The organism is Planktosalinus lacus (genome assembly GCF_014640155.1).
GTDB classification, from domain to species: Bacteria; Bacteroidota; Bacteroidia; order Flavobacteriales; family Flavobacteriaceae; genus Planktosalinus; species Planktosalinus lacus.
The window spans coordinates 48,035-61,829 of record NZ_BMGK01000008.1; the positions used below are offsets into that span (position 1 = coordinate 48,035).

9 protein-coding genes are annotated in these 13,795 nt (G+C 40.0%); 2 read left to right on the plus strand and 7 right to left on the minus strand.

Going from position 1 to position 13,795, the window contains the following annotated elements:
• Positions 1 to 35: 35 nt before the first annotated feature.
• The 7 genes from IEV69_RS10345 to IEV69_RS10375 all read right to left on the minus strand — a co-directional run bounded on the left by IEV69_RS10345 (position 36) and on the right by IEV69_RS10375 (position 11,093).
• Entirely contained in the window at positions 36 to 1,541 is a 1,506-nt protein-coding gene (locus IEV69_RS10345) for an efflux RND transporter periplasmic adaptor subunit (protein WP_188442174.1), read from the minus strand.
• A 10-nt stretch (positions 1,542 to 1,551) separates the two neighbouring features.
• Positions 1,552 to 1,845 (minus strand): hypothetical protein, encoded by a 294-nt coding sequence (locus IEV69_RS10350; protein WP_229741429.1) that lies wholly within the window; start codon positions 1,843 to 1,845, stop codon positions 1,552 to 1,554.
• A gap of 20 nt (positions 1,846 to 1,865) precedes the next feature.
• Positions 1,866 to 3,050 (minus strand): TolC family protein, encoded by a 1,185-nt coding sequence (locus IEV69_RS10355; RefSeq protein WP_188442176.1) that lies wholly within the window; start codon positions 3,048 to 3,050, stop codon positions 1,866 to 1,868.
• A 79-nt stretch (positions 3,051 to 3,129) separates the two neighbouring features.
• Positions 3,130 to 3,564 (minus strand): DUF6769 family protein, encoded by a 435-nt coding sequence (locus tag IEV69_RS10360; RefSeq protein ID WP_188442177.1) that lies wholly within the window; start codon positions 3,562 to 3,564, stop codon positions 3,130 to 3,132.
• Between the two features lie 891 nt (positions 3,565 to 4,455).
• Positions 4,456 to 7,725 carry a two-component regulator propeller domain-containing protein gene (locus IEV69_RS10365; protein ID WP_188442179.1) on the minus strand — a complete coding sequence of 1,090 codons (3,270 nt, stop codon included), beginning with the start codon at positions 7,723 to 7,725 and terminating at the stop codon, positions 4,456 to 4,458.
• 421 nt (positions 7,726 to 8,146) lie between these two features.
• Positions 8,147 to 9,340, minus strand: a complete 1,194-nt coding sequence (locus tag IEV69_RS10370) for a helix-turn-helix domain-containing protein (protein ID WP_188442181.1) — start codon at positions 9,338 to 9,340, stop codon at positions 8,147 to 8,149.
• Between the two features lie 61 nt (positions 9,341 to 9,401).
• Positions 9,402 to 11,093, minus strand: a complete 1,692-nt coding sequence (locus IEV69_RS10375; protein WP_188442183.1) for a T9SS type A sorting domain-containing protein — start codon at positions 11,091 to 11,093, stop codon at positions 9,402 to 9,404.
• Positions 11,094 to 11,324: 231 nt separating this feature from the next.
• On the opposite strand from IEV69_RS10375, the gene IEV69_RS10380 reads away from it, so the two are divergent.
• Together IEV69_RS10380 and IEV69_RS10385 are read left to right on the plus strand one after the other, a co-directional pair.
• Positions 11,325 to 11,864, plus strand: a complete 540-nt coding sequence (locus IEV69_RS10380) for a helix-turn-helix domain-containing protein (RefSeq protein ID WP_188442185.1) — start codon at positions 11,325 to 11,327, stop codon at positions 11,862 to 11,864.
• 97 nt (positions 11,865 to 11,961) lie between these two features.
• Positions 11,962 to 13,422 carry a serine hydrolase domain-containing protein gene (locus IEV69_RS10385; protein ID WP_188442186.1) on the plus strand — a complete coding sequence of 487 codons (1,461 nt, stop codon included), beginning with the start codon at positions 11,962 to 11,964 and terminating at the stop codon, positions 13,420 to 13,422.
• The last annotated feature ends 373 nt before the right edge of the window (positions 13,423 to 13,795 follow it).

The window sequence follows — 13,795 nt, forward strand, 5'->3', positions numbered from 1 at the left end:
CATTCAACATTCAAAATTCAAAATTCAAAATTTCATCAGTGTTCGTGTCCGTGAGCGGGTGTTGAGCCCGACATAGAAGCCATTTTTACTTGGTATGCTCCTGTGGTTACGACGACATCGCCGAGCTGTAAACCTTTAAGGACCTCCACGTTTTTACCATTGCGTTTACCAATAGAAATGGGGCGTCTTTCAAAACTTTCACCAGAGAGTTGCAGCATCACCGAATAGTTGCCATAATCTTCCAATAAAGCAGATTGGGGCACTAGGGTTGCTTGTTCTGCATCACCCATTGCTATTTGTACTTGGGTTAAACTGCCATCGGGTAAGTTTATAGCATCGTTAACTTTAGCGTATACCGAAATTAACGGACTGTTGCGTTCTACATCTTTTGATATGGATAGTATTTCACCTTCTGAATCTGAAATGCTTTTCCAATCGCCTTTTTCGGTTTGATACCAAACGTTTTTAATGTTTTGCATCGTTAATCCATACGTTGGTGCTATTTGTGATTTTAGCACTTTGGATTCTTCAGTTGCTACACTAATCAAAACAGCACCTTGATTTACATAGTCGCCATTGGCCACATTGATTGTTCTTATAAAACCATCAAACGGTGCCCGTATTTGTTTACTGCCACCCGAAACACCCGATGCAATGGATTGATACTGCGATTTTGCAATGGTGTAGTTGCTCTCCACTTTTTCAAATTCGGATTTTGGAATGATTTTGCTTTCGTAGAGTTCTTTCTTTCTGTTGTACTCTGATGTGGCTTGGTCAAAATTTGCTTTGGCTTTGGCGACATCTGCACTTAAATTATTGTTTGCCAAGCCTTGACTGCTAACATTCATCAGCAATTGGCCTTGTTTTACTTCTGTTCCTTCTGTGAGGTTTGTAGCGGCAAAATTTATGGCACCATTGGCCGTAGCTACCAGTGTTTTTACAGAACCCTGTGCCGGTTGCCACACACCGGAGGTTTTAATAACATCGAAAATTTCGCCTTTAACCACCGGTGCGGTTTGAAACTCAATCTTCCAAGCCTGTTCTTTTAAAAAGGAAATGGAGCCATCTTCACCGGCTTCTCCCATTGCTTTTTTGGCTTCCTCCAGACTGGCATAGACCATCACCTGTTCAATCACAATTTTGTCAGAGTATTGTGGGGTAGAAAGGTGGAATACCAATTGTTGCAATCCTGCTTCTTTTGGCTGGATGATGGGTGAAAATATGCCCGGTGATGATGGAGCTTCTGCAGTGGCACGAATGCCTTTATCACCTTTAATTAAACTCACCGTAACCGAACCTTCGCGCACGGGCTGGTGCTTGTCCATTTCTGTAAAATGGGCTGCAAACTTGCCGGGTTGCCCCACAATAAGTACGGGGAATTCAACAAACAATTCGGTTTTGTCTGTCCAAATGGTATAATCTAAGCGTGGAATTTCATCGCCCACGTGACTGCCGTCAGGATTATGAGCGTGGTTATCTTCATTATTTTGTTTACAAGCTATTGCCATAAAGGCAAGCACAATTATTAAATAGGTCTTCATTTGTTCTTTTTTAGTGGTCTTGGTGTTCTTCGCCGTTATCGTGTGTGTGTGTGTTCTCTTCAGATTTAATGGAATCCTTACCCATGGTAAATTCTTCTTGTTTTACTTCTTCGTGCTCGTGTGAGTGGTCAGATCCTTCATCGTGTGAGTGACCGTGGTCATCTTGTGTTTGTTCTTTTTTTGTGTCCCGGCATCCGGTAAGGTTTATCGCTATGATTACCATAAATGCCATTAAAAGTTTTGATACTGTTTTACTCATAATGAGTTTATTTGTTTTAAGGTGTTCGTGAATCTTTGATTTCATTGTCTTAGGTTTTTAAATTGTTATAATTGATGTATTAATAATTGTGCTTGTAAAAGCTGTAATTCTTTTTCCATTTGCAGCATTTTGCCGGTGGCATCCCGATAAAACTGCACTTCCATATAGTATTCCAAAAAGGAATATTCGCCCAAACTATAGGCTTTAAAAAGCAACTCTTCGCTGTTTAGGTTTTCTATGGTATTTTGATATTCGGTGTATTTGTCCAGCAACACTTGATATTGATTATATTGCTGCAGTAGCTCTGCATACAAATGTTGTTTAGCTACTTGCGAGTCCGATTGTTGGTATTCATAATTTGCCTGTGCTGCTTTTACTTTGTTTTTACTGTTCCAAAGAGGAATGGACAAACCGCCGTAGATTCCTGAATGATTATTGCCGTTTACCCCTTGGTAATTGTAACCCAAATCGATGTTGGGCAATCGCTTATTTTTTTCGAGTTTTACGTTTTGTAGTGCTGTAGCTTCATTGGCATGTAATTCCAAAAGTTTGGGGTCTTTAGCCAATTTTTCATTCCAAAGGGTTTCAACCGATTGCAGTTCAAAAGGCATTTCTACTCGCAGCTTGTTTAACTCAAGCAATTGTCCGCCGTTTAAATTTTGCAGCACCGTTATTTGGTTTTGGATGTCTGCCTGTAGTTGTTCTACGACAAACTGATCTTGTATCCAGGCTACTTTTGCTTTGTTGAGGTCCAAAATGCCTACTTGCTCCTTCTTAAACAGTTCTTGCATTTGCTCATACACTTGTTGGCTTTGCAGCTTTCTATCATCTTCAATGTCTTTTTTCTTTTGAAGTATATAAAGATTGATGAAACCCTGTTTTGCTTTTAAGAGTACTTCCTGTCTTTTTTTGGTGAATTGGGCCTGTAGCTGATCTTTTTTTAGGGTATTCCATTTACTGCGGGCTACATACACGGTTGGAAATTCAAACGCTTGTGAAATTTCAAACTCGGTATAATCGCCGCTTTGGTGATCGCCAAATGGCAAATAGTAACCCGAAAGCTGAGGATTTGGTAAATTATTCCCGCTTATATTTTGCAGGTTTTGCCCATCAATAAATTGTTGATAGGCTTTTAGTTCTGTATTATTCTGTTCTATTTGGTTCAGTAATTCGTCAATTGTTGTAGTTTGAGAAAAGACTTTACCAACAAACAGGCATACGACTAAAGCGCATACTGATTTTATGTTCATAATGATGTTGTTTTAGGTTTATTAAAATAGAATAACAGGGTCATTTTTGTCTCTACTGACAAAAACCCTGTATACCTTATTAACCTAAACTTGGCGGACCCCGAAGGGAACAATTGGGGAAATAGGTGTTTTGAAGATTATCAGGAGGATGATATCCGTTTTCGATAAAGGTCTCTTCTTCTAAGGTTGTAAGCTCAACAATTTCAGCAAGCAGCGTTTTTACAGCTCCCTTTTCTAGGGTAATCTTTTTAGCAGTTTCTTGTCTCAATACCAGCACATCGGTTGTAACATTGGTATGAATGTGCATATCGGTAAACCAGTCAAAAAAGCCATTTTTAGAATTGTCTTTTTCGGGTTTTTCGTGATGGTGCTTGTGATTGTGTGAATGTGCTACTTCACTATGCTGATGTTCTTCTTGATGCTGATGATGCCAATGGGGTACTACCTGGTGTAACAGTAACATACTGAAAATGACCAGGAAAAAGAGTGCCTTTATGTTTTGGTGTTTATGCATTCAAGACAAAAGTAGGGATTTCAGTTTAATTAATTATTACGATTGTTTCAAATTTGTTTTCATCTACATGTTCCTTCTGAGCTTTGTGCAATCGTAATTTTATTTGGTCAATAGCCTTGTTGACGGTTTGTGCGTGAAACGATGATCCATTAACAGAAGCTGACTTATTACCCACTGTTTTAAAAGGACTTCGTGTTTAATACGGTGTACGTCCCTGATATAGGTTGACCATATAAGTAAGTAGTGATTAGTGATTAGTAAGTAGTGATTAGTGACTAGTAATTAGTGAACCCTTCGATAAACTCAGGGCAGGCAGGCTCAGGGTGACAGATTTGCCCTTCGACCCTTCGATAAACTCAGGGCAGGCAGGCTCAGGGTGACAGATTTGCCCTTCGACAGGCTCAGGGTGACAGATTTGGTGCTTGGAATTTGGTACTTTTTACATCCCTGATATAGGTTGACCAAATAAGTAAGTAGTGATTAGTGACTAGTAATTAGTGAACCCTTCGATAAACTCAGGGCAGGCAAGCTCAGGGTGACAGATTTAGAATTTGCCCTTCGACCCTTCGATAAACTCAGGGCAGGCAAGCTCAGGGTGACAGATTTGCCCTTCGACCCTTCGATAAACTCAGGGCAGGCAGGCTCAGGGTGACAGATTTGGAATTTGCCCTTCGGCAGGCTCAGGGTGACAGATTTGGTGCTTGGGATTTGGTGCTTGGAATTTGGTGCTTGGGATTTGGTACTTGGAATTTGGTACTTGGAATTTGGTACTTTGTACGTTGTACATCCCTGATATAGGTTGACCAAATAAGTAAGTAGTGATTAGTGACTAGTAATTAGTGAACACGATGAGCATGCCTGAATAAGGTAGACTTTAATGTGATCTCCATTTTAACGTTCCTTTTTTGCTGTTACTGAATATCCTTTTGCAGTAATAACTTGTTCATTTTCGGCTATGTTCGTTTTTGAAATTGTAAAATAAAACGTTGTGCCTTCGCCTAGTTTAGAATTTAACCAAATTCTTCCTCCTAAAAACTCAACACTTCTTTTTGCTACTGACAAACCGATACCTGTCCCATCATAAGCCTCTCTATTATGCAGGCGTTGAAAGATAATAAATATTTTATCATAAAATTGAGGATCTATACCTATGCCATTATCTCCTATAGCAAATTCCCATTCTTTATCCTTTTCAACTGCTGTGATTTTTATAACGGGAGTTCTATCTTTTTTTGAATATTTCAATGCATTATCCAAAATTGAATGAAAGATTTGTGTTATGGGCGCTTTGTGTGTGTTAATTTCAGGTAGTTGTTCATATTCAATTATAGCATTTTTTTCTTTAATAAGTTTATCTCTTAGTTGCTTGAAATCTGACAATATATCATTTAAATTTACTACTTCTAAAACTTCTGAAGGCTTATTTGCGCGGGAATATAGCAGTAAATCTAAAATGATTTGTTTCATTCTTTTTGCTCCATCTGAGGCGAAATGAATATATTGGAGTGCCTTATCATCCAACTGATCAACATATTTCAGTCTCAATTTGTCCATAAAGCTGGAAATCATCCGCAGGGGCTCCTGCAAATCATGCGAGCTGATAAAGGCAAATTGCTCCAACTCTTCATTGGAACGCTTCAGGTCTTTGAGTAAAACCTCAAGTGTTTGATTTCTCTCTTGTAACTCCTTTGTTTTTTCATCTACTTCCTTCTTTAGTTCTTTGCCCTTCTGTGACTTTGAGTAAAAAAGACGAACAAAATAACCGGCCATAAACAATCCTGTCAAGAGTAAGGCAGTAAACCACCAGGTTTGGTAAAAAAAAGGTTCAACATCAAAAGAAACGGATGCAATTTCAGATTCTATACCAAACTGTTCCGCTTTAACTTCAAATGTATAACTCCCCGGATTTAAAAAAGTAAAGTATGCTACACTTCTGTTTCCGACAGATTGCCATTCATCACTCAGTTCATTCACCCTATATTTATAGTTTATTGTGTGAGGTTTTTTGTAATCAAAGCTCACAAAGTGAATCTCTAAATTATGAACACCGGGGGGTATTGCTATATTTTCTAAATCACTAAACTCATTTTCACCAAAACGCATCGATAAAATATGTACTTCATTTTCTTTTTGAGTTTCATTAAACAATGAAGGGTTTATTTTTGCGATTCCTTGAATAGTTGGGAACCAAATCTCTCCATTATCCATCTGCCAGCCGGCCGGAAATACTCCTCCGTTTGCCTCACGATTAGCCATTCCATCAGAAATATCGAGCAATCTTGCTTTGATTCTTTTTTCATTCGTTTGATCATGTTTTATTGCCAGCAGATCGTCTACGTTCATTCTCTGAATTCCAAAATTACCGCTTGCCCATAGGTAACCGTGATTGTCTTCAATCATTCTGAATATTCCATTGAATTGCAAGCCATGGCTTCGATTAAACAACTTGAACTGATTATCTATTAATACTAAGAGCCCTTCATTTGTACCGGCCCAGATTGAACCTTCAGGATCCTCATAGAGGCTCAATACCCTTTCGGATGATTGTCCATCGTACATAGAATAACCAGTTGCATTATCATTTCTGTCCAGTTTTAGAATTCCAACTGATGTTGTACTGAACCACATGTTACCGCTACTGTCTTCAAGAATGGTGATAAATTCTGCATTCTTAAATAAATCAGGGACTTCTATTCTTTCCAACTCGGCATGATTATGCAGCCTGTGAATACCTCCACCTCTTGATGTAACCCATACAATACCAAGACTATCCTGATAAATAGCTTGTACAATATTGCTTGCAAGACCATCATCAGTTGTAAATGTTCGATCAATCTTCTTAACAAGTGGATTATACCGATATAATCCATTGCCGGTTGCGAAATATATATAATCATCCACTCCATAAATACCCAAAACCACACCCGTTTTCATACCTGCTTCAGGAGTAATATGAGTTATCTCTCCATTTTCAATTCTGTTTACTCCTGCACCTGCGGTACCTGTCCATATTACACCGTTACGATCTTGATAAATGGCGAGTGTTACCTCATAGGAAAGGCCGTCTTCCTCTCTCAACATTTTTATATCTGCCGGAATCATCTGTATGATGCCATAGCCCGTGGCAGATAACCAAATATTTCCGGATTTAGAAATATAAATATCATTTACTTCATTGTAGCTAAATTCTATTTCTCTGAGTGTTACAATTTCATTTCTGGTAATTATTTGTACACCGCCCGTACCCATTCCGGCCCAGATACGCCCGTCATCAGCTAACTGTAATACATTTACCCGATTGTCGACCAAACCATTTGATTTATCGATTACGATTAATGAGTCCTGAAGCTGATGAAGAATACCACTATTTATGGTGCCAGCCCAAATTTCTCCTGTTTTGGATTCTGTAGCAGTCCTGATTTCAAATCCAGAGAACTCAGGAATTTCCACAATATCACCAGATTCGAAATAATATTTATGAAGGCCGGTTTGGGTACCGATCAGTAAACCATCCGAAACTCGATTCAAAGTCATTACGGAACCTTTTCCTTTTCTACTCCAAGCTTTCACCTCTAGTACTTCACCATTCATCAAAATAAGTAGATTCCCATTTTGAGTACCGGCCCACACATTTCCTTGATCATCTTCTGATATACTGGTAATCCATGATCCCTGAACAAACTCTCTCGCATCAAATACCTCTATTTTATTTTTGAAGGCGTGCACAATTGAATTTGCATTGGCTGCCCATATCCCTCCCGAGGAGGATACAGCAAGGTCATAAAAATATGGGGATACAATTTCCGAGACATTCTCTTGATTAAAAATGGTAAAATTTCTACCATCAAGCCGAACAAGACCTTCTTCAGTTGCTGCCCAGAGAAAACCGGTTTCATCTTTTAATATACTGTAAATGGCATTTACAGGTAAACCTTTTGTGTTATCCCAATTTTTTGATACATATTGCTGATCTGACAATCTCACATTTACAGATTGTGCATGTACATCCAGCATTCCATTTATGATAATAATTAAGAATGAAAGTAAGAGCAGAATGTTTTTTTTGGCTCTAGTTCTATTCTTCAATTTCATTAACCTACCGGGACTTTGATATGGAAAAGGAAAAGTGCTGCCTTCAGCTAGTTTTGGAGATTGTTTCATACTTTGATATTTGGAGTTAATGCGTCAAAATGTAACCCTTTTTGTTGTATACATTCTTGCAAGTAAAATTTTATAAAAGTATTATTTAATATTACATTTAGTGTTGTATGGAATATTTTTTAGAGAAGTTAAAAAAAAACAAGATAAGCTTTTTTATTTAATACTGAACTTCCCTGATTAGAGTTGACCAAATAAGTAAGTAGTGATTAGTGACTAGTAATTAGTGAATCCTTCGATAAACTCAGGGCAGGCAGGCTCAGGGTGACAGATTTGGAATTTGGAGCTTGGAATTTGGTACTTTGTACATCCCTGATATAGGTTGATCATATAAGTGATTAGTAAATAGTGATTAGTAATTAGGGGGGGAGTGTTGTAAAAAACCAGTCACTAATCACCAATTACTATTAAACCAGTCCACCACTTAACTCAGCTTAACTTTTTTGTCTGAAAGGTTTTGATGCAGGTTTTTATATTTTGAGGGAGCCATGCCGGTTTGTTGTTTGAAGACCCTGTTGAAGCTGGCTTTGGAGGGAAAGCCGCATTCATAGGCCAAGGCGATGAGGGTGTATTTTTCATTTTCGCTTTGGGTGATTTTCTGTTTGAATTCGTTTACACGGCAGGTATTGATGAGGTTGTAAAAACTGGTGTTGAGGTGTTTGTTGAGTAATTCTGAGAGTTCTTTATTGTTGATTCCCATTTCGTCAGCCAGTTCGGTTAAGCTCAGGGAGTCACTCAAATAGGGCTTTTTTTGTTCCAGGATGGTTTGTAATTTTTGAATGAGTTGGTCAATTTCAGTATCAGGCAGTCCATCCAACCTACCCGTATAGGCTTTTTTGGAGTCTGATTCCAAAAAAGAGGCTGCCGTACTTGCTTCGGGTTCGGATGCCAGAAAATCGGGCAGCAGGATTTTGGCCTGAAACATTCCTTTGTATCCTAAAATGGAGTAGAGGGCGATGAATGTAAAAGCGATGATGGTCCCGATGTTCCAGGAATAGACCGGTGCAAACAATTCGTATATGGAAAACAGGCTGTCCAGCACAATGATAGAAAGCAGTCCAATGACCAGCACACCAAACCAGTTTAGGTTGTTTTTTTCCAGGGAGGAGTAGTGGTTTTCACAGGCTTTCTGTATGCGTTTGAGTAGCCTTAGTGACAGTAGAATGTACACAATAAAAAAGGTGTTCTCAACCAGGTTTAAATAATCGGCGATACCGGCATAGGCTTTTCCATAGGCGGTTGTTTCTTCAGAGAAAATACTGTAAGCGACGGGAATAGAAATCAGCACAAAGGAAGCTGCAAAGGGTATGAGGTGTTTTACAAAAGGCTTGAGTGTTTTTCTTTTGGGCTGAACGAGTGCTTTCAGGTAGAAGAGCAGGGCAGGGCCCAGGAGGTAGCCTGTACCGTTGCCAAACAGGAAGGCGATGCCCCCCAGTATTTTTGCCCGGTGAATGAAGGCATAATAATACAGCAGGAAGAAAAAGGCATTGATAAAGAAAAGGATCAGTATTTTTTTTGAAAAATCGGTTTTTGATTTCAACAGAAACACACTGATCAGGAAGAGCAAAGCCATTCCTGAAATCATTAAAAAATCTACAAACATGCGCCAGTTTTCCATAGTGCGAAAATTAGCACATAATTTGTAGATTTACAAGAATTGATTTTTTTTGAGGTGCTGACTAACGTATCAGCAACTTAACAGGGTTTGATTCAGCTACTTTAATAAAATACAAACCTGTTTCCAGTGTGCTTACATCAATGGATTGGTCGGGACCCATACTACCGGAACGCAGCAAACGCCCTTTGACATCAGTTAGTTGATATTCCTGAGCAATTTCCCGGCTTAAGCCTTTAACATAGACCTTATCACTGGCAGGGTTGGGATATACACTTAGCTGCGGACCCGTCACATCGGGGTTTGAAAGGGAGCCATTAAGCAGTTTAATGATGTAATTGTCCCTAAAGTCTACAGCTACAGTTGGAAGTTCGTCATCGGGAAGGGGATTGAGATCCACGGTAGTTTCAAAATGGGCCGCGGTATAGATGTTGTTTTGGGCATCGACCCCCACACTGTTGGCATCCATAAAGTTGACGCCTCCAAATTGAAAGGCATTGATAAAGTTTCCGTCTGTATCCAGTATGCTCAGGTACGCATCGGTGGCGTTCCCGGACTGATGGGTCAATGAGAATTCGCCGGAAGAAGGGTCAAAATCGGCAGTATCAGTAAAGAAGCCCACGGATACTACCTCTCCTTCCCCGGTTACATCCACATCATAGCCCATAAGGAAATCGTTGCATTCCAGGTGTTTGGCCCAGGCCACATTCCCAAAGGGGTCTACTTTCATGACAAAGCCGTTGTATTGGGTGGCAGAGGTATAATTTATGGGAGTTCCATTGGGGTCGTGGTTAAAGTTTACAGTTCCTGAAAAGTATCCTGAAACATAGATATTGTCCATTTGGTCAACGGCAATACCATTATTGAACGTTTCTCCCCCGTGGGTGATGCCCGCTTTTACAAATTCGCCGGCATTGTTTAAATGGAGCACATATCCCGCAAATCCACTTCCGGTTGCCGTCAGGATGTATTCCTCCACGGCATCCGGATCCATGTCGGCTGCATCGGTAAAGTAACCCGTGATAAAGAGGTCTCCGGCTGCATTGACTGTCATATCAATGGCCAGGTCCATACCGGTCCCGCCATATTGCTGTGCTGAAATAAAGTCACCGTCCTCATCCAATCGCAGAATGAAGGTATCACTCAATCCCTCACTGGTCATAATGAATTCGTCCACACCCGGATCGAGGTCAATGGGTTCATAAAAGAAGCCTGAGAGGATCACTTGTCCGTTGGGGCTGTATACAATGGACAGGGCTTCTTCAAAATCAACACCTCCCACACTCTTGGCCCACACAAAATCACCGTTGCTGTCCAGTTTTAAGATAAAAATATCCTGAGCCCCGGCAGAGGTAATCTCGAAGCCGGCCCCTTCAGGGTCAAAGTCTACTGTGCCTTCATAATTTCCTGTGATGTAAACATTGCCTGCATCATCAGCGGTGATGGCACCTCCATGTTCAAACATTTCTGAGCCGAAATTTTTTGCCCAAAGAAAATTCCCTTGAGAATCTGTCTTTTGAACAAAGGCATCATAAAAACCATTTGATGTGAGTTCGAAGCTGCCGTTGATGTCAAAATTGGCCGTATCAGTAAAATAACCGGTGGTGTAAACGTTGCCCTCTGAATCGACATGAGTGGCTTTAATAACATCTTCACCATTCCCACCAAAGCTGCCGCCCCAGCCAAATTCCTGTGCATTGATTTGAAAACTGAATGCAATCAGACTGCATACGATAAAATACTTTTTAAAATTCATTGTTGTTTGTTTTAATTGATTGATAAAGCACAAAACAACGGTTTTTTTTATTTTAAAAAGACTTATTGGAAGCAGTGAGACGTATTTTATTCATAAAAAGGGCGCTTTGTTGACCGTCATTGTTTCAATACCGGAAACCTTAAAAAAGGGATTCTTATTGAACGTATTTTTTTTGATTAATACTATATTTGTTTTGAAGGAACCCAGAGCTTCTCGCTCATTAAACCAAAGATGAATACACTTAAAAGAATCAGGGAACAACGCAATTTGACCCAGGAAGAACTGGCTGATTTGTCCGGTATTTCCGTAAGAACCTTGCAGCGCATTGAAGCAGGAACCGATCCCAAAGGACAAACGCTCAAAATATTGGCCAAAACACTTGAAGTAAAAGAACGTGAACTCGTGAATGACCCTGAGAGTCCACCCCCTGTAAACCTTCCCCTGATCAAAGTCATCAATCTTTCTTCGCTGCCTTTTACTGTTTTTCCACCACTTAATATTTTATGTCCCCTTTTGATAATGGCGCTCAAAAAAGAATTTACCCCCCTAACGCGGCAACTCGTTTCCGTACAAATTTTATGGACCATCCTTGGGGTCATCGTTTTTATGCTGGCTGCTTTTATGAAGAATTGGTTCTCATTGGGAAATGAGTTTACCTTGGTCGTGATGATTGTACTGGTGTTGTCAAATGTGTTTATCATCCTTAGGAATGCCGCAGCAATTGACAAAAAACAACAGCTGCGCTTTCGTTTAAATTTCAGTTTTATATAAGCTTACCCTCTGCTGTCGTGGGATTGGCGGGTAATTGGCGGGCAATTTTCAAGGCTGTTAAGGGTCCTTGCCACATCTTTGTGGGAAACTAATTAAAATGAACAAACAACTCGTCGCAAGCCTACTCATTGCAGTAGCATCTATGCTAACTGTTAAGGCACAAGTAGCAAAAAACTCAGCATTATTTAAAACCCTAAAAGCACAAGACAGTGTGTTCTTTGAGCGGGGGTTTAACCAATGTGATTTGGAGTTTCTCGAAAAACATATTTCCCCAGATTTAAAATTCTACCACGACCATGGCGGACTTCAGGATAAAAAAACATTCTTTGAAAACACGAAAAAATACATTTGTACCAATCAAGATAAAAAACCCATCAGAAAATTGGAAGCAGGCAGTTTGAGCGTTTTTCCACTCTATAACAACGGGGTCCTTTACGGTGCTATTCAAAGTGGGGTGCATCACTTTTATATAAGGGAAAAAGGAAAACCCGACCTATGGACAAGTACGGCAAAATTCACTACCGTTTGGATTTTAAAGGAAGAAGTTTGGATCATGAGTGATGTTTTAAGTTATGACCATCACGATCCTGTGGTTGATACGCCAAAAAATGATATTGAAAGGGTACTTAAAGACCACAAGGTACCGGCCTTGGGTCTTGGCATCATAGAAAATGGAAAACTGACCCGGGTGGAGGTCTATGGAACCCTTGACAAGCAAACCACGGCACCTTACAATACCATTTTCAAGGTCGCATCCTTAACCAAACCCATTGTGGCATTAACTACACTAAAACTTATCGACAAAGGCATGCTGGGTTTAGAGGAACCTTTGTATACCCATTGGATAGACCCTGATATTGAACAGGATGAACGCCATAAAAAATTGACCCCAAAACTGGTGTTAACCCATCAGACAGGCTTCCCAAACTGGCGGTATATGAACAAAACAAATACCCTTGCTTTTGAATTTGAGCCGGGAACCACCTATCAGTATTCGGGTGAAGGCTTTGAATACCTGAGAAAAGCAATCGAACATAAATTCGGGAAAAGCATTGAAGAACTGGCAGAAAAACTGGTGTTTGCCCCGGCAGGAATGACCGATACCAGATTTTGGTGGGATGCCGCCATGGATGAAACCCGCTATGCCCAAAACTATGATAAGCAAGGTGAAAAGATCCCCACACACAAATATTATGAAGCAAACGCAGCAGCAAACCTGTTAACGACGGTGGAAGACTACGGGAACTTTTTAGCCTATGTGATCAACGGTGCGGAGCTTTCAGAGAACCTCTTTCAGGAGATGCTCAAACATCAGGTAACCCTGAAAGAAAATGACTTTTTTGGTTTGGGATGGGAGATTTTAACGGGTTTTAGCGATACTGAATATGCTGTGTTACATACTGGGAAAGACCCGGGGGTGAGCTCCCTGGCATTATTTTTCCCCCATTCAAAAAATGGCTACCTGATATTTTTAAACGGCGACAATGTGGAGGCCATCTATGAAGAACTTTTGACAAACCACCTGTATCGGGGTAAAGAATTGTGGGATCAACGTTAGTTAGCCTGTTTTGAAATCCCCCCTGGCCAGCATTCCTCTAAAGATGAAGTTAATTTTAATTTTGCTATCAGCTATCAGCTATCAGCTATCAGCTATCAGTAATATGCTATAGCAATAACTCACAGTCTTCTTTGCGTTTTCTTTGCGATAACTTTTGCGAACTTTGCGTGAACCCCACCTATGAGTCAGCAGCAACTAGTGAATAGGCTAAAGGAAATAACTCGTCAACCCGCTAACCCGTTTCCAAAAAATAGTATTAAGACTAAGAATTAGAAAAGAGAGCATAGAGTAGAGAGAAATGTAAGTTGTACGTACCTGAAATAGGTTGATCAATTTTCATTTTTCATTATTAACTTTTCATTTGTCCACCTTT

What these genes read in the sequence shown, in the direction of transcription:
- IEV69_RS10345 (WP_188442174.1), bottom strand. Translation starts at nt 1,541, where the DNA reads ATGAAGACCTATTTAATAATTGTGCTTGCCTTTATGGCAATAGCTTGT.
- IEV69_RS10350 (WP_229741429.1), bottom strand. Translation starts at nt 1,845, where the DNA reads ATGAAATCAAAGATTCACGAACACCTTAAAACAAATAAACTCATTATG.
- IEV69_RS10355 (WP_188442176.1), bottom strand. Translation starts at nt 3,050, where the DNA reads ATGAACATAAAATCAGTATGCGCTTTAGTCGTATGCCTGTTTGTTGGT.
- IEV69_RS10360 (WP_188442177.1), bottom strand. Translation starts at nt 3,564, where the DNA reads ATGCATAAACACCAAAACATAAAGGCACTCTTTTTCCTGGTCATTTTC.
- IEV69_RS10365 (WP_188442179.1), bottom strand. Translation starts at nt 7,725, where the DNA reads ATGAAACAATCTCCAAAACTAGCTGAAGGCAGCACTTTTCCTTTTCCA.
- IEV69_RS10370 (WP_188442181.1), bottom strand. Translation starts at nt 9,340, where the DNA reads ATGGAAAACTGGCGCATGTTTGTAGATTTTTTAATGATTTCAGGAATG.
- IEV69_RS10375 (WP_188442183.1), bottom strand. Translation starts at nt 11,093, where the DNA reads ATGAATTTTAAAAAGTATTTTATCGTATGCAGTCTGATTGCATTCAGT.
- IEV69_RS10380 (WP_188442185.1), top strand. Translation starts at nt 11,325, where the DNA reads ATGAATACACTTAAAAGAATCAGGGAACAACGCAATTTGACCCAGGAA.
- IEV69_RS10385 (WP_188442186.1), top strand. Translation starts at nt 11,962, where the DNA reads ATGAACAAACAACTCGTCGCAAGCCTACTCATTGCAGTAGCATCTATG.